General features: G+C 69.2%; 15 protein-coding genes and 2 pseudogenes. 11 read left to right on the top strand and 6 right to left on the bottom strand.

The features are described 5' to 3' along the window. Window positions 1-133: 133 nt before the first annotated feature. Window positions 134-619: an RDD family protein gene (locus OO71_RS14955; RefSeq protein ID WP_033290336.1), complete on the top strand. Its 486-nt coding sequence runs from the start codon at window positions 134-136 to the stop codon at window positions 617-619. 67 nt (window positions 620-686) lie between these two features. On the opposite strand, the gene OO71_RS14950 is transcribed toward OO71_RS14955, so the two are convergent. Further along, the gene (locus OO71_RS14950) at window positions 687-1415 is read right to left on the bottom strand and encodes a DUF4191 domain-containing protein (RefSeq protein ID WP_033290335.1); all 729 of its coding nucleotides are present in this window, start codon (window positions 1413-1415) and stop codon (window positions 687-689) included. A 64-nt stretch (window positions 1416-1479) separates the two neighbouring features. Here OO71_RS14950 and OO71_RS14945 point away from each other — a divergent pair, with 64 nt between their 5' ends. The 5 genes and pseudogenes from OO71_RS14945 to OO71_RS48815 all read left to right on the top strand — a co-directional run bounded on the left by OO71_RS14945 (window position 1480) and on the right by OO71_RS48815 (window position 6333). Continuing rightward, window positions 1480-3579: an ATP-dependent DNA helicase UvrD2 gene (locus OO71_RS14945; protein WP_033290334.1), complete on the top strand. Its 2100-nt coding sequence runs from the start codon at window positions 1480-1482 to the stop codon at window positions 3577-3579. 207 nt (window positions 3580-3786) lie between these two features. Beyond that, window positions 3787-4032 carry a hypothetical protein gene (locus tag OO71_RS14940; protein WP_033290333.1) on the top strand — a complete coding sequence of 82 codons (246 nt, stop codon included), beginning with the start codon at window positions 3787-3789 and terminating at the stop codon, window positions 4030-4032. A gap of 154 nt (window positions 4033-4186) precedes the next feature. Further along, a pseudogene (locus OO71_RS14935) lies at window positions 4187-4519 on the top strand (WhiB family transcriptional regulator); the annotation flags it as partial. 200 nt (window positions 4520-4719) lie between these two features. Next, entirely contained in the window at window positions 4720-4983 is a 264-nt protein-coding gene (locus tag OO71_RS48820; protein ID WP_084144947.1) for a hypothetical protein, read from the top strand. A gap of 216 nt (window positions 4984-5199) precedes the next feature. Continuing rightward, window positions 5200-6333, top strand: a complete 1134-nt coding sequence (locus tag OO71_RS48815; RefSeq protein WP_342669931.1) for a methyltransferase domain-containing protein — start codon at window positions 5200-5202, stop codon at window positions 6331-6333. 692 nt (window positions 6334-7025) lie between these two features. Here OO71_RS48815 and OO71_RS14915 read toward each other — a convergent pair. From OO71_RS14915 to OO71_RS14905, 3 genes are all read right to left on the bottom strand, one after another. After that, on the bottom strand, window positions 7026-7964 hold the full coding sequence (locus OO71_RS14915; protein ID WP_051791559.1) for a hypothetical protein: 939 nt from the start codon (window positions 7962-7964) through the stop codon (window positions 7026-7028). A 101-nt stretch (window positions 7965-8065) separates the two neighbouring features. Beyond that, window positions 8066-9409, bottom strand: a complete 1344-nt coding sequence (locus OO71_RS14910; RefSeq protein ID WP_033290330.1) for an ABC1 kinase family protein — start codon at window positions 9407-9409, stop codon at window positions 8066-8068. 60 nt (window positions 9410-9469) lie between these two features. After that, complete coding sequence (locus OO71_RS14905) at window positions 9470-10564, bottom strand: ThiF family adenylyltransferase (protein ID WP_033290329.1); 1095 nt, start codon at window positions 10562-10564, stop codon at window positions 9470-9472. A 216-nt stretch (window positions 10565-10780) separates the two neighbouring features. Here OO71_RS14905 and OO71_RS14900 point away from each other — a divergent pair, with 216 nt between their 5' ends. The 3 genes and pseudogenes from OO71_RS14900 to OO71_RS14890 all read left to right on the top strand — a co-directional run bounded on the left by OO71_RS14900 (window position 10781) and on the right by OO71_RS14890 (window position 13704). Continuing rightward, window positions 10781-11290 carry a M48 metallopeptidase family protein gene (locus tag OO71_RS14900; RefSeq protein WP_033290328.1) on the top strand — a complete coding sequence of 170 codons (510 nt, stop codon included), beginning with the start codon at window positions 10781-10783 and terminating at the stop codon, window positions 11288-11290. 945 nt (window positions 11291-12235) lie between these two features. Next, a pseudogene (locus tag OO71_RS46410) lies at window positions 12236-13058 on the top strand (helix-turn-helix domain-containing protein). A gap of 67 nt (window positions 13059-13125) precedes the next feature. Next, the gene (locus OO71_RS14890; RefSeq protein ID WP_033290327.1) at window positions 13126-13704 is read left to right on the top strand and encodes a dihydrofolate reductase family protein; all 579 of its coding nucleotides are present in this window, start codon (window positions 13126-13128) and stop codon (window positions 13702-13704) included. A 49-nt stretch (window positions 13705-13753) separates the two neighbouring features. Here the strand turns inward: OO71_RS14890 and OO71_RS14885 are convergent, their stop codons facing one another. Continuing rightward, window positions 13754-15094 carry a zinc-dependent metalloprotease gene (locus tag OO71_RS14885; RefSeq protein ID WP_033290326.1) on the bottom strand — a complete coding sequence of 447 codons (1341 nt, stop codon included), beginning with the start codon at window positions 15092-15094 and terminating at the stop codon, window positions 13754-13756. A 191-nt stretch (window positions 15095-15285) separates the two neighbouring features. Here OO71_RS14885 and OO71_RS14880 point away from each other — a divergent pair, with 191 nt between their 5' ends. Continuing rightward, window positions 15286-16305 (top strand): YlbL family protein, encoded by a 1020-nt coding sequence (locus OO71_RS14880; protein ID WP_156096304.1) that lies wholly within the window; start codon window positions 15286-15288, stop codon window positions 16303-16305. On the opposite strand, the gene OO71_RS14875 is transcribed toward OO71_RS14880, so the two are convergent. Then, window positions 16306-16857: a PPA1309 family protein gene (locus OO71_RS14875; RefSeq protein ID WP_033290429.1), complete on the bottom strand. Its 552-nt coding sequence runs from the start codon at window positions 16855-16857 to the stop codon at window positions 16306-16308. Between the two features lie 146 nt (window positions 16858-17003). On the opposite strand from OO71_RS14875, the gene OO71_RS14870 reads away from it, so the two are divergent. Continuing rightward, window positions 17004-19952 carry a UPF0182 family protein gene (locus OO71_RS14870; protein WP_211260528.1) on the top strand — a complete coding sequence of 983 codons (2949 nt, stop codon included), beginning with the start codon at window positions 17004-17006 and terminating at the stop codon, window positions 19950-19952. Window positions 19953-19971 lie beyond the last annotated feature (19 nt).

Genomic DNA, 19971 nt, shown 5'->3' with positions numbered 1-19971 from the left:
TCTCTTCGGCTCACGCTAAGAGGGCGGTGTTGCCCGACCGTCACCCGAATGTTTCGCCGGTGTTAACGGGCCGCCGCCACTGCCCAGTCGACCAGGAGGAATGTGGTCCCCGCCACCGGCATACCCTGGACGGGTGGCGAGATGGACGGGTGAATGGCTGCCGGGAGCAGGCGACGGCTCCACCACGGCCCGGGGCGAGGCCCCGAAATGGCGTGGCGAATCGTTCGGCCTGCCGGAAACCGGAGCCGGCTCGGTGGCCGGCGGCGGCATCAGGCTGGTCGCGCTGCTCGTCGACCTGGTGCTCGGCGCGCTCATCACCGCCCTGTTCGTCCCGTATGACCTGCAGAACGTCGCCGCCATGCAGACGTTCAACCTCTGGGCGGGTGCGGCCTGGGCACTGATCACCGTGGTGCCGGTCACGTTCTTCGGCATCACCCCGGGCATGGCCGTGGTGGGCATCCGCGTCGCCCGCCTGGACGGCGCGACGATGGTCGGCGCGTGGCGTGCCCTCGTGCGGATGGCGCTGACCGTCCTGCTACTGCCCCCGCTGGTCCGCAACGCCGACGGCCGCAGCTGGCTCGACCGCGCCACCGGCACCGTCGTCATCCGGATGCGCTGAAGTCCGTGAAGGGAACCATCAGGCCAGCAGATTCCGTGATGGTTCCCTTCACGGACTTGAAACAACGTCAGCGACGGCGGATGGTGCGCTGCACGTTCCGCATCTTCGCGCCGGCGGGCATCGGGCCCTTCGGCATCGCCGCACCGCGCGTGCCGAGCGCGGCCAGCTTCGCCTCGAGCGCGTCGACCTGGGCGGGCTTGAGGTTGCGCGGGAGCTTCGTGAGGTGGCTCTGCAGCTTCTTGAGCGGTACCTGCTGGTCGTCGTGGCCGATCGTGACGTCGTAGATCGGCGTGTCGCCGATCAGCCGCGATACGCGCTTCTTCTCCTGCGCGAGCAGGCCCTTCACCCGGTGCGGGGCGCCTTCGGCCACGAGGATCACGCCGGGGTGGCCGAGCACGCGGTGGACGGCGTCGAGCTGGGTCGTCGCCGCGACGGTCGGCGTGACCTTCCACTTACCGCGCAGGTTCTCGAGTGCCCAGGCGGCGGCGCCCGGCTGCCCGTCGGCCTTGCCGTAGACGGTGCGCTGCACGCGCCTGCCGAAGATGATCACGGCGAGCAGGATGCCGAGCACGACGCCGAGCGGCAGCAGCGCCCACTGCATGTCGAAGAAGAACCCGACCCCGAACAGCACGCCCGCCACGACGATGATCGAGCCGGCCATCCAGGGGATGAGCATCTTGTCTTCGCGGCGCTGCATCTTGAACGCCTCGTAGAACTGCCCGCGCCGGGCCTTGCTCGCCGCGCGCTTCTCCCGCTTGGCCTGCTTGGCCGCTTCCTTGTCCTGCTTTCCCGCCATCTGACCAGGATACGGCCGCGTGCCCGGCCGGGATTCTGTCGGCCCCCTCTGCGAGGATCGCGGGGTGGCCACCGCATCGTCTTCCCCCGCTCGTCCGGGTCGTGCCGGGCTGCTCGACGGGCTCGATCCCGAGCAACGTGCCGCCGCGGCGGCCCCTCGCGGTCCGGTCTGCGTCCTCGCCGGCGCAGGCACCGGCAAGACGCGCACGATCACGCACCGCATTGCGCACCTCGTCCAATCGGGGCATGTCTCCCCAGGTCAGGTGCTTGCGGTCACGTTCACCACGCGGGCCGCGGGGGAGATGCGCACCCGGCTGCGCGGCCTCGGCGTCGACGCGGCGCAGGCGCTCACCTTCCACGCCGCCGCCCGGCGCCAGCTCCGCTACTTCTGGCCGCGCGTGGTCGGCGACCGGCCCTGGGACCTGATCGACAACAAGTTCCGCCTCGTCGCGCAGGCCGCCCAGCGGCTGCGGCTGAGCACCGAGACCGAAGTACTGCGCGACCTGGCGAGCGAGATCGAGTGGAGTAAGGCGTCGCTGGTTTCGCCGGATGAATACCCGTCGGTCGCGGCGCGCATGCAGCGGGACACGCCAGCGCCGGTCGCGCAGGTCGCCGAGGTGTACCGGCGATACGAGCAGCTGAAGAACGAGGCGCAGGTCCTCGATTTCGACGATCTGCTGCTGCACACCACCGCTGTCCTGGAGAAACACGACGCGGTCGCCGCTGAGTTCCGCGACCGGTACCGCTGCTTCGTGGTCGACGAGTACCAAGACGTCACGCCGTTGCAGCAGCGGCTGCTCGACGCGTGGCTCGGCGGCCGCGACGACCTCACCGTGGTCGGCGACGCCAACCAGACCATCTACTCCTTCGGCGGGGCGTCGCCGAAGTCGCTGCTGGAGTTCACGCGGCGGTTCCCGGAGGCGACGGTCGTCCGCCTCGAACGCGACTATCGGTCCACGCCGCAGGTCGTGGCGCTGGCGAACCGCGTGATCGGCGCCGCGCGCGGACGTCCGGCCGGGTCGCGGCTCAAGCTCATCGGCCAGCGATCGGAGGGGCCGGACCCGCGGTTCGCCGAGTACGAGGACGAAGCCGCCGAGGCGGGAGCCGCCGCGAAGCGGGTCCGCGAGCTGCTGGACGAGGGGGTCACGGCGAGTGAGGTCGCCGTGCTCTTCCGGATCAATGCGCAGTCGGAGGCGTACGAGCAGGCGCTCACCGAGGCCGGGATCCCGTACCTGGTCCGCGGTGGCGAGCGGTTCTTCCAGCGCACCGAGGTGCGGCAGGCGATGGCGGCGCTGCGCACGGCGTCGGCGGATCCGACGAGCCTCGAGCTGGTCACCGCGGTGCGATCGGTCCTTTCGCGAGTGGGGCTCACCGAGCAGCCGCCGTCGGGCGGAGCGGCGAAGGAGCGGTGGGACGCGCTGCTCGCGATCGTGGAACTGGCCGAGGAGCTGGCGGCGACGGTCGAGGACGCAGACCTGCCGCGGTTCGTCGCAGAGCTCGAGCAGCGCGCGGCGGCCCAGCACCCGCCCACTGTCGAGGGCGTAACGCTCGCGTCGCTGCACGCGGCGAAGGGGCTCGAGTGGGACGCAGTGTTCCTAGTCGGGCTCGCCGAGGGCACGATGCCGATCTTGCACGCGGACGGCGACGACGCGGCAATCGAGGAGGAACGGCGGCTGTTCTACGTCGGCGTCACCCGTGCGCGTGAACATCTGTCGTTGTCCTGGTCCCTTTCGCGCGGGCCGGGCAGCAGGCGCAACCGGCGGCGGTCGCGGTTCCTGTACGGGCTGATCCCGGAAGACCACCCGGCGGCGCGGATCGCGCGGTCGCAGCACGCGCCGAAGGCCGGGGGCAAGGTCGCCCGCTGCCGGTTGTGCGACGGTCCGCTGATCCAGACCATGGAGGTCAAGCTGGGCCGGTGCGGGAAATGCCCGTCCACAGTGGATGAGGACCTGCTGGAGAAGCTGCGGGCGTGGCGGGGAGAACGTTCGCGGGAGCTGAAGGTGCCGGCGTTCGTCGTCTTCACCGACGCGACCCTGATGGCCATCGCCGAACAGCGACCGACCGACGACGCAGGGCTCGTGTCGATCTCCGGCATCGGGGCCACGAAACTGGAGCGGTTCGGCGAGGAGGTACTCGGCGTGGTGCGCTCGTCGATGCGGTCTTGACCGCGTCCACGCCGTGATCGATGCGGCGAAGCTGCTGCCCGGACGCGATCTTCGTCGCTTCGGCAGAGATTTGGGAAAATAAGTTGCCCCGGTCGCGCGGGGACGAATAGCCTGCAGAGGTACCCGGGTGGGAAGCGCCCGGTCTGGGGTCCGATGGTTGCCGCCCGCAGCGGTGAACGTCCGAGAGAGAAAGGCGGTGCCAGTGAAATGACCAGCAACACGAAGCTCACGATTCCTGGCACCGGTCTGCCCGTCTGCTCGACCCTGCGCCAGGACACCGGTGTGTTCATGGCTGCGCACTTCGGCGGAACGCGCCGTGTCGAGCGCACCTGGACCCGGGATGGCATCGCTCTGGCGAGCGCCGCCGTCGTTGCGTACCCGCAGGTTGATGCCGATCTGCCGACCATCAAGCAGTTCCGTGTTCCGTTGTCGATACGGGAGCGAAGTTCCTGACCAGCGTCAGGACACGAGGCTCACGAAGGCCGCGGAACCGGTAACCGGATCCGCGGCCTTCGTGTTTTTTTGGCTGCACAACAGAAGGAACAAGTTGTCCAGTTCGATCGCCAGTCCCACCACCACCTCCACCTCACCGCAAAGGAGCACGGACATGTCATCCGCCATCGCCCTGGCCGAGGGAGCCGTGGCCGACGGCTTCGACATCGGCGACCTGCTTGACGGGGTCGCCGAGCCGGAGCTGCCCTGCCGCTCGCGCGACGCGGACCTGTGGTTCGCCGAGTCGCCCGCGGAATTGGAGCGAGCCAAGGCGTTCTGCGCAACCTGCCCGGTCCGCGAGGCGTGCCTCGCGGGCGCACTGGCCCGGCGCGAGCCGTGGGGAGTCTGGGGAGGCGAGATCTTCGAGCGCGGTGTCGTGATCGCGCGCAAGCGTCCCCGGGGTCGTCCGCGCAAGAACTCCACCCTCGAGCCCGCCGCTGCCACCCGCACGGCTGGTGTCTCCGGGAGCGCCGGAGTCGCCGGTGTCGCCGGGCGTGCCGGTGTTGCCGGTAGCGCTGGTGTCGCTGGTAGCGCCGGTGTCGCTGGGCGCGCCGGTGTTGCCGGTAGCACTGGTGTCGCCCGCAGTGCCGCCGGTGTCCGGGGAACCGCCGTGACCGGCTCCGCCACCGCATCCCGGAGCGCCGCCGCATGACCGCCACTGTCATGACCACGCGCGATTACGAGGCCCGCAGCGGAAAAACGCCCCGCGTGCAGGCAAAACCCAAGCAGAACAAGTCTCAGGAGATCACGATGATGTTGCTTCACGAAGAACTGTCCAGAGCACGAATACGCGAACTCATCACCGAACACGAAGCCGAACGCCCATGGCGCCGAGCCCGAGCAGCCCGCCGCTGGTCGAGACTTGCCCGCTGGGCAACAAAACGAGCGGAGCGCTACCTGCCACCGAACTGACGCTCGCCTCTCCAAAGGCTGGTGCCTCCCGCCGATCTCCCGACGGGAGGCACCGCCCGAGGCTCGGTTCCGACCTGACTGAGGTCGGCTGGCTGCAGCCGTTGCGCCCGATCCGGACGCCGGTCGCTGGCGACGTCGATCACCCGGTTGGTCGAGCCTGGAAGGTTCCGTCGGGGGCCCTTCCAGGCTCGTTCTCGTTCGTGGCAGTCCGGGTTGGTGTTGAATGAACTCGTGTCCGGACATACGCACGACCACATCGACTGGGCTGACCGGCTGGCTCTCCTCCGTGCGGCCGACACCCTCGACGCACCCGCGCAGGCCTCGATAGCCGAGCGTCTCGTCGCGAAGCTTCCCCCGCACCCGACGGTGATCGACCTCGGCTGCGGCGCAGGCGGGATGAGCACACACTTCGCCCAAGCCCTCGCGACCCGAGACGGCGGCACGGTCATCCTGGTCGACGCAACGCCTGAGCTACTCCACGAAGCGGAGCGGGCTGTTCGCTCTGCAGCAGAGCATGCTGTCCGGTCCGCTGTCGACGGTGCTGTTGGCCCAGCGGCAGGGGGTGCCGTCCGATCCGCTGTCGACGGTGCCGTTGGTCCAGCGGCAGGGCGTGCCGTCCGCTCGGCGGCAGAGCGTGTCGTTGGCCCAGCACGTGAGCATGCCATTCACCCCGCCGTCGACGGTGTTGTTCGCCCGGAGGCCGAGCGGGCTGTTCGCACCCCAGCCGATGGCGGTAGGCAGGCGGAAGCGGATTCCGTGCAGACCGTCGAGGTTCGGGCGGTGGTCGCCGACCTTGCGGACGCCGGGTTGCCTGGGCTGCTTCCGGCCGCCGACCTCGTGTGGGCCTCGCGCGTGGTGCACCACCTGCCGGACCAGCAGGCGGCTATTGGCACGCTCTCGGCCGTTGCGCGGGACGGTGGCGTTGTCGCGCTTGCCGAGGGCGGGTTGAATTTCTCTTGCCTCCCTTGGGATCTCGGTGTCGGCCGGCCTGGGCTGGAGGACCGGCTGCAGGCTGCGCAGGCCGAGTGGTTCGTCGGCATGCGCGAGGGCATCGACGGCGCCGTGCCGATGCCGTATGGCTGGCCGATCGCACTCGAACGCGCTGGGCTCGCCGACGTCAGCTCGTTCAGCGCGCTCGTAGACCATCCCGCCCCGGGGCCCGACGGTCTCACTGACTATGTGCACCACCACCTTTCCCGTCTTGCCGATCATGGCGCCGACTTCCTCACCGCCGACGACCGCGCCACCCTGGCTACCCTTCTCGACCCGGACGGCGAGCACTCCCTCGCCAAGCGCCGCGACCTCTATCTGCTCGGCGTCCGCACCGTTCACCACGGCCGCCGCACATGACCGCGCCGGGCCCGGCGTGCGTGCGGTGCGGACGGTCCCGCGCCGCCGAGACCGATCCGCTTGCCACCTTGGCGTGGGTGACCTCCAAGGAGAACGGCGCCCAGCGCTGGCTTTGCCCCGACGGCGCGCGCGACCACGTCCGTGCCATCGAGGGCAAACTGCCAGACGAGTACTGGTGACCCCGCTGCTTCCGGCCGGAACCTGACACCTGCGATGGGCCAGGCGGCCACGGCCGGAACCCCGGGTCTGCAACGGATCGGCTCCGGCCATGACTCGGGAGCATGCTGCGAACCACGTGCCTGAACGGCGGGCGGGCAGTAGATCGCGTGCCTGGAACGGTGGGAGGGCAGCCGATCCCGCGTCCGGAACCGTGGGCGGGCAGTAGATCGCGTGCCTGGAACCATAGGCAGGCAGTGGATCGCATGCCTGAAACCGTGCGCGGGCGGCCGATCCTGTGCCTGGAACGGTGAGCAGGCAGTGGATCACGTGCCTGGAACGGTAAGCAGGCAGTGGATCACCTGCCTGGAACGGTAAGCAGGCAGAGGATCACGGGTCCGGAACGGTAGACGGGCAGTGGATCACGTGCCCGGAACCGCAGGCAGGCAGAGGATCACGTACCTCGAATCGTGGGCGGATAGCGATCACGTGTCTGAAACCGTGTGCGGGCAGCCGATCTCCTAGTCAGCGTGGAGTCATGCGGCATTCCCCGTTCGGTAGACCGCTCGTACTTTCGGGCGGGGTGTGCGGGTGGCTTGGCGGTAGGCGCGGAGCAGTTCGCGGCTCATCTCGTCGGGTGAGGATCGCAGTTGTTGTGGCGTGCATCGGAACAGGACTGTGCCCGTCGCGGCCAGGGCGAGGTGGCTGAAGTCGGTCGGGCCGGCTGCGGTGCGGTACCGCCAAGCCAGGCCGACTTGATCCCACCAAGCGTCCGCGGTGCCGACCCGTCGGCCGCGCAGGTCGCAGACCGTGACGTTCCATTGCGGGGTGGGCAGCGGCGTCTGCCGGAGGACCCGGAGTGCTTGGCCGTGCGCGAATGTTTCGTCGTCGTCGAGGTCGCGGAGGACTGCGCGGACCGCCGCCGTACCGCGCTGGTTGCCTGCGTCGAGCTCGGCCAAGAGTTCGGCGCGGTCCGCGAGCCCCCAGTACAGCGGCAGCGACACGAGCCTCGCGATCTCGTCGGGATCGGCTGCCCGACGGGCCAAATCGAGCGCGGCGCGGGCAGCGCTTGCGTATGGCAAGCCGTCGATCAGGATCGGGTCGGGCATCCGGGCTGTGCGGCACGTGAGTACACCCGGCTGGTTCGCGAGCCTGCGATTGTGCGGCACCAGCAGATGGATCTCCTCTGTCCGCGGATGGCTGATGCCGTGCGCACCCAACGCGTCCGTGCCGGTGATGATGGTCCCGGAGCCGTACCGGGCGATCGTCGCGTGCAGAAGTTGTTCTCTGCTCGGCGGTTTGTCGTGCACGAGGTACACCCCGGAATACACCTGCCGCCACGGACCGCCCGGACCGGACAGCTGCGCGGCTCTTCGGTCGGAGATCCCGGCGACGCGGAGATGTCGCCGATGCAGCACGCCGTGCGAGACCAGGTCACCGAATGCGATGGAGTCAGTGCTTGTCGTAGTCACCATGTTTCGAGCATGGCGGCTCGATCAACCGAGCGGAACCACTCTGAGCAATCTGTGGACAACTCCGTGTTATTCCATCAAAACCCGCTTTGCCTGTGGACAACTCAGACGGCGAATCCGGGCTGCCACCGTTCCACGATGCCGCGAGCCGGGATCTCGGCGTCGAGCTGGCAGAGGATGCCGGTGGAGCCGGCCGTGACGCGGTGGATCATCAGGTACTCCGGCGGCAGGTTGAGAGAACGGCCGACGTGGAAGTCGTTGCCCCGGGAGTCGCCGACGCGTCCGGCTTGCCGCTGCATCCAGCGGCGCGTGAAGTGGAACGTGGGCGTGGCCAGCGGCTCGGTGAACGGCGAGAGATACGCCAGCACCTCGTCCGACGACAACGGCGAATCCGGGCGTACGAAGCCGTTTTCGCGCAGCAGGCGCATCAGGTCGGCGGAGTGGCCGTCTAGGGCCAACCGCGTGATTTCGCCAAGGTGGCGCGGAATGCCTTGTGGCAGCTTGGCGACGCCGCCGAAGTCGATCACACAGAGGCGGCCGTCGGAGGTCAGCATGAAGTTGCCGGGGTGCGGGTCGGAATGCAGCAGGTGCGCCCGCACCGGCGACGAGTAGTGGAACTCCGCGAGCAGCCGTCCGGCGAGGTTCCGGGTGGCCGCGTCGCCGTTCGCGATGATCTCCGCCAGCGGGGTGCCGGTGGCCCACTCGGTGACGACGACCCTCGGTGCGCTCGCCACGACCCGCGGGATCAGGAACTCGGGGTCACCCTCGAACGCCTTCACGAACGCTCGCTGGTTGTCGGCCTCGGCGAGGTAGTCGAGTTCCTCGTCCATCCGCTCGGCCAGCTCCGCGAGCAGCGGTTTCACGTCGGTGCCGGGCACGAATGCCTGGAACAGCCTGCTGAACCGCTGCAGCTGACGCAGGTCGCTGCGCAGCGCCTCGTCCGCGCCCGGGTACTGGACCTTGACCGCGACCTCGCGACCGTCGTGCCAGGTCGCCCGATGCACCTGTCCGATGCTCGCGGCGGCGGCCGGCTCGTCGTCGAAGTGCGCGAACCTGCCGACCCACGACCGGCCCAGCTGTTCTGCGAGCACCCGGTGCGTCTGCCGGGCAGGCATCGGCGGCGCCGCCGACTGCAGCTTGGTGAGCGCTTCCCGGTACGGCTGCGCCATTTCGTCCGGCACCGCGGCCTCGAACACACTCAGGGCCTGGCCGAACTTCATCGCGCCGCCCTTGAGCGTGCCCAGTACCTCGAAGAGCTGCTCGGCCGCCTTCGCCGAGAGCGTCGCGCTCACCTGCTCAGCGCTGTGCCCGGCCAGCCGCTTGCCCCATCCGCCCACGGCTCGTCCCGCGATGCCGAGTGGAAGGCTCGCCAGCTTCGCGGTGCGGGCAGCGCCTCGGCGCGGCATGGCGGAATCGCGGTCTCCGGTGCGGTCGCGGAAGTCGGTCACGCCTGCGATTCTGCCTTGGTCGGCTCGATGGCCGCAGCCCGCTCAGGGCGTGCGTGTGGGCTACGTCTCCTGCAGTACCTCCTCTCGTTCGGCCGGGGGCTCCTCCGTGGCGTCGAATGCTTCTCCGACAGGCACCGGGGCGCCGCAGCCACAGTCGGGGTGCGGCTCCCAGATCTGGCGCCGCAGTTCCCCGTCGTAGCTGTCGATCTCCAACGTGGTGTTCCATGCCGGCGGCCGTGTTTCACTCGGCGAAAAGACACGCATCGCCTGTGCGACGGCGAGCGCTGCGCAAGCTTGCACTGCGCCTAGATCGGGCCGTGGCACGCGGCCGACGAGCTGGGTCGCGATCCGCGGCCACGATGAATCCTCGTCGGTCCGGTGCAGGTCACAGCATCGGAGGCAGGCACTGCGGCCGGGTTCCACGAGCGGCCCGACCACTCCGGTGCCCTCACACACTCGGGCCGGCAGATGCGAAATGCCCGCATCGACCAGTTCTGCGACTTCCTCGGGCGGCGGGACGAGGGTGTCGGTGAGCAGCACGAGATCAGGGACGCGCCGCTGGTTCCGCGCGGTGGAGACCTCGGGGGCCACCCGCGCGACCACCGTGCGGATCGCGCGCTGCCGCGGCTGACCCAGCTCGGTGGGGGTGAGCCCGGAGCCGAGATCGGCTTCGGTGACGGTGCCCGCCGCGCGGATGTCGAGGTGCCCGACGCCCGCGGTCGCGAGCAGCACGGCGACTGCCACGGCGATCCGCCCGTTGCCCTGGATCGCGATCAGGCTCTGGCGGCGACGGTCGGTGAGGGCAGGTTGGTAGTGCCGCGCGCGCAGTGACCACAAACCGGTTTCGACACGCTTCGCACTGTGCCGGGCCGCTTCCGTGACCAGACCGAGCGCGGTCAGTTGTTTCAGCAGCAGCTGGAATTGGTCCCGGTGTTCGCCCACAGCGAGCAGGACGTCGTCGAGGGCACGCCGGCCGTCGAGCCGGCGGACGACGTCGACGATCGGCGCGGGCAGCCCGCCGGCGATCACGCCGTGACGGGCGTCGAGGCCGAACTGGATCTCGTTGCCGTCGCGTTCGAGCACGTGGATGCCCGGAAGCAACGTGGGGTACGCCGGGAGGAGCACGTCCGGCGGCGGAACATCGGACAAGGTCATGCGGCCAGCTTGGCAGCTCCGGTCCGACCCAGGAGGGTGAGAAGCCGAGTTGTCCACAGGGAAATCTTGTTGTGGACAACTCAGGGCTGTGACCTTTCGGCGCTCCAAGTTGTCGGTGCCGGGCCTTACCGTTGTCGAGTGGTCGAAGCACGGATGCCCTCGCTGAGGGGCCGGGGCGCGAATGCCCCGTCGGACACTCCTCAACACAAGGTCGAGGTGCGGCGCAGCCAGCGCAGGCACCGGACGGTCACCGCGTACTGGAACGACGACACCCTGGTGGTGCTCATCCCGGCACGCATGACCCGCGCAGAAGAAAAACACTGGGTAGCGGAGATGGAGCGCAAGCTGCAGCGCGCCGAACCGCGCAAGATGGCCCCGCCCAAGGCGTCGGACGCGGCGTTATTGACGCGGTGTGCGCTGCTCGGGGCCAAGTACCTGGACGGGAAAGCGTTACCCGCCAGCGTGCGATGGGTGCCGCCGATGCGCACCCGGTGGGCGTCGTGCACGCCGGTGGACGCGACGATCCGGGTCAGTGACCGGCTCCAGCGCGTGCCGCAGTGGGTGCTGGACTACGTGCTGGTGCACGAGCTGGCACACCTGCGCGAACCCGGGCACGACCCGGCGTTCTGGACATTGGTCAACCGCTACCCGAAAACCGAGCGGGCGATCGGTTACCTCGAGGGGCTTTCAGCGGCGGCGGGATGGGGGATTTCGGAGGAGGACTGAGGACTGAGGACTGCTGAGGTGGGGGTTTGGCTCGGCTTCGGGTTGCAGGTTGGGTCGTCTTCGGGCCTGGGCCTCGGGCCTCGGGCCTGGGACTCGGGGCTCCGGGGCACGGGCTTGGGACTCAGGGCTCGGGACTCGGGCTGGGGTACTGGGCGGGTTCGGGTGGGGCCCCTCCGAGGTGGCTCGGGGTGGGCCGTGGGCGGCTCGTGACTCCCTGGGACCGGGTGGGTTTCCGAGGAGGGCTGGGAAGCCGCTGCCGGATGGGCTGAGCTGGGGCGGAGGGCGGACCTGAGCAAAGGGCGGTGCCGAGGCGGGGCGCTGCTGGGACGAGGTTGCGAGGCGAGGGGTGGCAATGGGCTGAGGCGGACACGGCGGCGCTGGGCTGTGCGGTGACGCTGGGTCTGTGCGGCGGCGTTGGGATGGCGGCAGCGACGGGCGGTGCGGCGTTGGGCGGTGCGGGGAGGCACTGGGCTGTGGTGAGGTTGGGCTGTGCGGCGAGGTCGGGCCGTTGCGGTGGCGCCGGGTTGTGCAGCGGCGCTGAGTAGTCGGCGTTGGGCAGTGCAGTGACGTTGGTCAGTGCGGCGGCACTGGGTGGAGCAGTGGCGTTTGGCCATTGCGGCAGCGTTCGGCAGTGCGACCGCGTTGGGCGGTGCGGTGAGGTCGGGCTGTGCGGCGTTGGGTAGTGCGGTGGTGTTGGCCGTTGCGGCAGAGCCGGGCGGTGGTGACACCGGGCGGTGCGGTGACGTTGGGCTGTGCGGTGACGTTGGGCTGTGCGGCGACGCTGGGCTGTGCGGCGACGCTGGGCTGTGCGGTGACGTTGGGATGGCGGCGACGCTGAGCGTCGTAGCAGCGCTGGGGCGGTGCGGCGGCCGAGCTGGACCCGTCCCGGCGTGTGATGTCGGCCTGGGGTCGGCGATGCTGTGACGTGTGGAGTACGTGTCCAGAGTGCCGCGGCCGCCGCTGGATGGGCTCGTCTACGACCTCTACTACCTGGAGGGCGCGCCTCCTTACGCACGGCTGATGTTGCCGCCTTCGCCGTCGGCGTTGCTTATTGTCAATCTTGGGGCGCCGTTCCGGATTCGGGGCGGTACCGATATCGCGGCGGCTGAGTACGTCGATGGTTGCGTTGTCACCATGTCCACCCGTGCTTTCGAGTTCGGTTACCCACCTTGGACGCGGTCCGTCGGCGTGCACGTCAAGCCGTGGGGGCTGGCGCCGTTCCTGTCCATGCCTGCGGCCGAGCTGTGTGACCGGCCCGTGACGATCGAGCAGGTTTGGGGTCGGGCCGCTGTTGCCGAGCTGCGTGACCGGCTGGCCACGGCGGACGGGCCGCATCAGATGCTCACGTTGCTCGAAGCGGAGCTGATGCGGCGGCTTTCCGAGACGACTGGCCTTGGGCTGGTCCGCCATACGAGCAGCGTCATCGCGGCGACCCGTGGGGCGGCGGCGATCGGTGACCTCACCGTGGCAGCCGGGGTCAGCAGTACGCATCTGGCACAGCGGTTCAAGGAGCTCATCGGCGTCACGCCGAAGCGGCTGGCCCGCACCTACCGGTTCACCGCCACGGTGTTCTCGATCGACCCCGCCGGGCCGATCGACTGGGGGGGAGCTCGCCGGTGGCGCGGGCTACTTCGACCAGGCTCACTTCGGCCACGAGTTTCGGGCGTTCACCGGGCTCACGCCGACCCGGTACCTCGAGGTCCGGCGGCGGTTTCTGCGTGAGCATCCCGGCCACACGCTGGACGGCTGGCCGCTGCCGGTCGATTGATTTCTTACAAGAGCGACCGCTCGTGGCGCGCTAATTTGGGGCCACCCGCAAGCAGAGGAGGGCCCCGGTGGGCAAGGTGGTCATGTATAGCTCGGTGTCGGTGGACGGCTTCGTCGCGGACGAGAACGATCAGCCTGGGCCGCTGTTCGACTGGTTGACCAGCGGTGACGTTCCGCTCGACGAGAGCGGCGTGATCAAGGTGTCGCAGGTGTCCTACGACTACACCCGGGCGTACTGGGACCGGATCGGGGTGACCATCGCCGGTCGTCACGTTTTCGACATGACCGACGGCTGGGACGGGAAGCCGCCGGGCGGAATCGACCACGTCGTCGTCGTGACGCGCCGACCGGCGCCGGAGGGCTGGGACCCCTCGGCGCCGTTTCACTTCGTCGACGGCGTCGAGGCTGCCATGGCCAAGGCGCAGGAACTTGCGGGTGACCGGATCGTGGAGGTCGCCGCCGGTGACGTCGGTGGCCAGATGCTTGCCGCGGGCCTGGTCGACGAGGTGCGCATGGACGTCGTACCCGTGGTGTTCGGGTCCGGCAAGCGCTTCTTCGGGTCAGTCGACGCGCAGCACCTGCTGGAGGACCCGGACGTGATTCAGGGCGACCGGGTGCTTCACCTGAGTTATCGCGTGCGCCGTTGATCCAGCGGTAACGCCCGCCAGAACTGCAGCCAACGCCCGGCGAAACGCATCAGGAGTCCTTGTCGGTCTCCTCGTCCGGCTTGGCGGAGCGTTCCGTTCGTTCCAGTTCGGCGATCGGGTCGAGGTCGTCCGGGAGGGACGTCACCTCCGTCATCCGGTCGGCGAAGTCAAGGGGCTCGTCGAGGTCCTCGCTGGTGGGCATGAGATCCGGGTGGGACCACAGGCCGTCGCGCTTCTCGAGGCCGTGACGGTCTCCCACGAGCTTCCACAGGGACGACGCCGCGCGCATGCGGCGGGGGCGCAGCTCCAGGCCGACGAGCGTGGCGAACGTCTGCTCGGCCGGACCGCCCGTGGCGCGGCGGCGGCGCAGCGTCTCGCGGAGCGCGCCCGCACCCGGGAGACGGTCGCCGATTGCCTCGGCCACCACCACGTCCACCCAGCCTTCCACCAGCGCCAGCAGGGTTTCCATGCGCTTCAGCGCGGCGTGCTGCTCCGGCGTGGTCTGCGGTTCCAGCAGCCCGGACGACATCGCCTCTTCGATGCTCGCCGGGTTGGCCGGGTCGATGCGGCCGGCCAGCGACTCCAGCGCGGACGTGTCGACCGTGATCCCGCGCGCGAACTCCTCGACCGTTGCCAGCAGACGCGGGCCGAGCCACGGCACGTGTGCGAACAGGCGCTGGTGCGCGGCCTCGCGGGCGGCGAGGAACACCAGTACCTCGCTGGCCGGCAGCTCCAGGCCCTCGGTGAACTTCTCGATGTTCGCGGGCAGCAGCGCCGACGTGGCCGCCGGGCCGAGCGGCAGGCCCACGTCCGTGGAGGTGAGCACCTCCTGCGCGAGCTGCGCCAGCGCGTTGCCGAGCTGGGACCCGAAGGCCATCCCGCCCATCTGACCCATCATCGACAGCAGCGGACCGGCGGCCTGCTTGGCCTCCTCTGGCAGCGCCTGCATCCACGCGCTGGACACCTGCTGTGCGACCGGATCGAACAGCCGTTGCCAGGTCGGCAGCGTCTTCTCCACCCAGCTACGCGCGGACCACGACACCGTGGTGGTGGCGCCCGCGGGCAGGATGGTGGCCGCGTCGAGCCACAGTTCCGCCAGGTGTGCGGCGTCGCGCACCGCCGTGGCCGAGTCCCCCGAACCCGAGGACGAGAAGCCGATCTTGGCGTCGTCGCGACCGCTCAGGTTCTGCAGTGCAATCTGTTTCGCCAGGTCGTAGTTGACCGGACCGCTCGACGTACCCGCCTGGCTCATCATCTGACCAAGCTGGCTCAGCATCTGGCCGAGCTGGTTGAACGCCTCCGCGCCGGACTGGCCGGAGGGGTCCGAAGGGTCACCGTCGCCGCGTTTGTCGGGATCGGGCGGTCCGAAGCCGAACGGGGGATTGCTCATATGTCCACCGTACGCGGGTGACGCCCGGTTCAGCGCGTCAACCATGGCCTTCACCGGGAAGCGAACACGGTCACCGTACGCTGTCGCTCGTGACCAAACCCGACGAGGAGACCGCGCACCAGTCCCGCCGGGCCGAGCCGCCCCGTGCCCCGGCCCGCGCCGACCGGCGGATGACCCGCCGCGGCTGGACCATGGTGGTCAGCGGTGCGTTGTTCCTGGTGTTCGTCGTGGCCGGGTTCCTGGTCCAGGTGCCCTACGTCGCGATCAGCCCCGGTCCGACCTACGACACGCTCGGCCGCGACGTCGCGGGCAACCCGGTGATCCAGGTCAAGGGGCAGCAGACCTACGGCACCACCGGCGAGCTGCGGATGACCACCGTGTCGCTCAACGACGGGATCAACCTCTTCACCGCGCTCGGTCTCTGGGCCAGCGGCCGCTACGCGCTCGCGCCGCGCGAGGAGTACTACAAGCCCGGCGAGACGAACGAGCAGGTCAAGCAGGAGAACATCCAGCAGCTGCAGGACTCGCAGAGCAACGCGCAGGTCGCCGCGCTGCGCCACCTCGGCTACCCGGTGCAGGTCGTCGCGAAGGAAATCGTGTCCGGCAGCCCCGCCGACCACGTGCTCGCCCCCGGCGACAAGCTCGTCGTGGTGAACGGCAAGCAGGTGCGCGAGGCCACCGAGGTCGCCGCGGCGCTCACCGGCACCAAGCCGGGCGACACCGTCCAGGTCACCTTCCAGCACCCCGGCTCACCGGAACGCACCGTTCCGGTGACGCTCGGTCACCGCGACGACCGGACCCAGGGCTTCCTCGGGCTGACCGCCGTCGACCGGGCCGCGGCGCCGTTCACCGTCGACATCTCCCTGCAGGACGTCGGCGGCCCGTCGGCCGGGCTGATGTTCACCCTCGCGATCATCGACCGCCTCACGCCGCCCGGGAAACCGGGCAGCGACCTCGCCGCGGGCAGGCACATCGCGGGTACCGGCGAGATCAGCGAGACCGGCCAGGTCGGGCCGATCGGCGGCATCTCGTTCAAGGTCATCGGCGCACGGGAAGCCGGGGCGACCGACTTCCTCGTGCCCGAGCACAACTGCCCCGAGGCGCGCTCGGCCGCACCCGAAGGGCTGAACCTGATCAAGGTGTCCACCCTCGACGACGCGCTCACCCAGCTCGAGAACCTGAAGTCCGGCCGCGCGGTGGCGCACTGCTGATCAGGGTTGAAAGGTCGTCCTGAGCGCGTCCAGCAGGTTCGGCGCCAGATCGGGGCTCTCCACCAGCTCGTCCACCGACTCGTCGGTCTCCTCCGCCCCCGGCTGGATGCCGCGCAGCCGCATCACGCAGGCCGCGTCGCCCTCGCGGAGGACAGCTGCGACCAGACGGGCCTCGGTGCGGCGAGGGTGGTCGGCCGCGGCGCGGCGGAGGCGGTCGGCGTCGGCCAGCCCCTCCAGCTCGGCCTCCGCGTCCGGGGGCAGCACGATGATCTCCTGCGCGAGCGCACAGCCCACCACGATCTCCGGCCACGCGATCCGGCCGAGCGACTCGGCGAGGTCGCCTTCGGGCAGCGCTTCCTGTGCCACCGGGGTCAGCGGGTTCGCCCGGTCCAGCTGACCGGCCAGCTCGGGCTGCTCGTCCAGCAGCGCCGCGGTCGGTACCAGCGCGAACAGCTGCGGCGGCTGGTCCCATCCCGCGGACGCGACGAACTCTTCGACTTCCCGCGCCAGACCGGCGATCTGCTGGACTGCGGGCGGCTTACTCGATGGCATGGCGACCATGGTCGCACGCGTCTCGTTCGGGCGGTCCCGGGAACTCCGGCACCCATCCGTAGAGTTAGAGGTCAAGGGGGACGCTGCCGTCCCCTCGCGAACGAGTTCACGAAGACAGGAGCAGTGCCGTGGCGACTCGGCCCCCGGTGAGCCTGAAGCTGTCCCGCCGCAGCAGGATCCTCCTCATCATCGCCGCGGTGATCATCCTGGCGCTGCTGGCGGGCGTCCGGCTGCTCGACACCTATGTGGACTGGCTGTGGTTCGGCGAGGTGGGGGCGCGTTCGGTGTTCACCACCGAGCTGGTCACCCGGATCATCCTCTTCCTCGCCGTCGGGCTGCTGGTCGGCGGCACGCTCGCGATCAGCCTGATCATCGCCTACCGCACCCGCCCGGTGTTCGTCCCGGTCTCCGGCCGCGACGATCCGCTGTCGCGCTACCGCTCGGTGATCGTCGGCCACATCCGGCTGTTCGGCATCGGCATCCCGGCGCTCACCGGAATCATCTCCGGCGCGTCGGCCACCGGTGACTGGCAGACGATCCAGCTCTTCCTCAACGGCACGTCGTTCGGCCAGAAGGACCCCGAGTTCGGGATCGACATCGGCTTCTACGTCTTCAGCCTGCCGTTCGTGAACTGGCTCCTCGGCTGGCTCTTCATCTCCGTCGTCATCTCGTTCTTCGGCGCGCTGATCGCGCACTACATCTTCGGCGGCATCCGGCTCGCCGGCCGCGGCGGGCAGCTGGCCGGTCCCACGCGGGCGCAGCTCGCGATCACCGTCGGGCTTTTCGTGCTGCTGAAGGCCGTCGAGTACTTCTTCGACCGGTACAACCTGCTGCTGTCCGATCGCGACATGCCGCTCTTCAGCGGCGCCACGTACACCGACCTCAACGCGGTGCTGCCGGCGAAGCTGATCCTGCTGTGCATCTCGGTGATCTGCGCAATCGCGTTCTTCGCGGGCGCATTCCTGCGGAATCTGCAGCTGCCCGCGATCTCGCTCGTGCTGCTGATCCTGTCCGGCGTGCTCGTCGGCGTGGCGTGGCCGGCGATCCTCGACCAGTTCTCGGTGAAGCCGAACGCGAACGAGAAGGAGGCCCCGTCGATCCAGCGCAACATGGACGCGACGCGGTCGGCGTACGGCCTCACCAAGGTCAAATACGAGCAGTACCCCGGCAAAACCGAGACCACGGCCGAAGCGGTGAAGGCCGACACCGGCACCGTGTCCAACATCCGGCTGCTCGACCCGAACATCCTGAGCGACACCTTCACCCAGCGCGTCGGCCGCGAGAACTTCTACGGTTTCCCGGCGAAGCTCGACATCGACCGGTACACCATCGGCGGCACCACGCAGGACTACATCGTGGCTGCCAAGGAAATGAAGACCGACGGGCTCACCGGCAACCAGACCAACTGGATCAACAAGCATCTGGTCTACACCCACGGCAACGGGTTCGTGGCCGCGCCCGCCAACACCATCGACCGTGCGGTGAAGGACTCGAACTCCGACGGCGGCTACCCGATCGCCACCACGAGCGACACCACCAACCCCACCGGCGCCGGTTCGGTCAACGGCCAGCCCGGGATCCGGGTCGACCAGCCGCGCATCTACTACGGCGAACTGGCCAACCAAGCCGAATACGCGATCGTCGGCGGCACTCCGGGCAAGGCACCCGGCGAGTACGACACCGACGCCCAGCGCGGCTATCTCTACGAGGGCAAGGGTGGCGTCTCGCTCGACAACTGGTTCAACCGGCTCATGTTCGCCGCCGAGTACCGCGAACCGAAGATCCTCTTCTCCGACGCCATCGGCGACAACTCGAAGATCATGTACAACCGCGAGCCACGCGACCGCGTAAGCAAGGTCGCCCCGTGGCTCACGCTCGACGGCGACCCGTACCCCGCGGTGGTCAACGGCCGCATCCAGTGGATCGTCGACGGGTACACCACCCTCGACAACTACCCGTACGCGCAGCAGACGCAGCTCGGCGCAGCCACGAACGACTCGCTCAACGGCGTCACCAAACAGGCCAACAACTCGATCAACTACATCCGCAACTCGGTGAAGGCCACCGTCGACGCGTTCGACGGCACCGTCACGCTGTACTCGATCGACGACAACGAACCTGTGCTGAACGCGTGGAAGAAGGTGTTCCCGGGGCTGGTGAAGCCCAGCTCCGAGATCTCGCCCGAACTGCGCGCGCACTTCCGGTACCCGGAGGACCTGTTCAAGATCCAGCGTGAGCTGCTTGCCCGCTACCACGTGGACAGCCCGCAGGAATTCTATGCACAGCAAGCGTTCTGGAGCGTTCCGCAGGATCCGACGGAGGACGGCAGCTCCACCACGACGGCGGCGAACGTCACGAACCAGCCCGGTTATTACGTCCTCGCGAACGCGGCGGGCGAAGGCAAACCGACGTTCCAGCTCACCAGCGCGCTCACCGGTCTGCAACGGCAGTACCTGGCGTCCTGGATGTCCATTTCCTCCGACCCCGAGGACTACGGCACCATCCGCGTCCTCCGGCTACCCCCGGCAAGCGGGGCCAACCAGGTCGACGGACCCGTCCAGGTACAGAACCGGTTCCAGAGCGACCCGCGCGTCGCACAAGACCGCACCCTGCTGAACAACCCCAACGTCATCCCGATTTACGGCAACCTGATCACGTTGCCGGTAGCCGACGGGTTCCTGTACGTCGAACCGGTCTACATCCGCCAGCGCAACCAGCTCAGCTACCCGCAGCTGGCGCGCGTGCTCGTGTCCTACGGCGCCAAGATCGGCTTCGCGTCCACGCTCAACGAGGCGCTGGACCAAGTGTTCGGCAAAGGCACCGGCGCGGCGGCGACCACGCCGAAGGAAGGCGACACCGGCACCCCGCCGAGCACGCCGAGCACCAGCAACCCGCCCAGCGCGCCGCCGAGTTCCGGCGGCAGCAACCCGGCGCTCGACAAGGCCGTCGCCGACATCCAGTCGGCGCTCGCCAAGCTCAAGGCGGCTCAGCAGTCCGGCAACTTCACCGACCAGGGCGCGGCGCTCGCCGCACTCGACCAGGCGGCGAAGGAGTACGAGACCGCCAAGGCCGCGACTGCGAAGCCGGGCGGGTGACGCCGGTTACGTAGAAGGC

Origin of the sequence: Amycolatopsis jejuensis (assembly GCF_000717335.1) — a bacterium.
In the GTDB taxonomy this organism is placed as follows: Bacteria; Actinomycetota; Actinomycetes; order Mycobacteriales; family Pseudonocardiaceae; genus Amycolatopsis; species Amycolatopsis jejuensis.
Note: the sequence above shows the minus strand (reverse complement) of the source record. Positions and strands in the feature narration are given on the sequence as shown.

Excerpts from the sequence above, each read along its gene's own strand:
- OO71_RS14950 (WP_033290335.1), bottom strand. The coding sequence starts at position 1,415 with ATGGCGGGAAAGCAGGACAAGGAAGCGGCCAAGCAGGCCAAGCGGGAG.
- OO71_RS14940 (WP_033290333.1), top strand. The coding sequence starts at position 3,787 with ATGACCAGCAACACGAAGCTCACGATTCCTGGCACCGGTCTGCCCGTC.
- OO71_RS48820 (WP_084144947.1), top strand. The coding sequence starts at position 4,720 with ATGACCGCCACTGTCATGACCACGCGCGATTACGAGGCCCGCAGCGGA.
- OO71_RS14915 (WP_051791559.1), bottom strand. The coding sequence starts at position 7,964 with ATGGTGACTACGACAAGCACTGACTCCATCGCATTCGGTGACCTGGTC.
- OO71_RS14905 (WP_033290329.1), bottom strand. The coding sequence starts at position 10,564 with ATGACCTTGTCCGATGTTCCGCCGCCGGACGTGCTCCTCCCGGCGTAC.
- OO71_RS14885 (WP_033290326.1), bottom strand. The coding sequence starts at position 15,094 with ATGAGCAATCCCCCGTTCGGCTTCGGACCGCCCGATCCCGACAAACGC.
- OO71_RS14880 (WP_156096304.1), top strand. The coding sequence starts at position 15,286 with ATGGTGGTCAGCGGTGCGTTGTTCCTGGTGTTCGTCGTGGCCGGGTTC.
- OO71_RS14875 (WP_033290429.1), bottom strand. The coding sequence starts at position 16,857 with ATGCCATCGAGTAAGCCGCCCGCAGTCCAGCAGATCGCCGGTCTGGCG.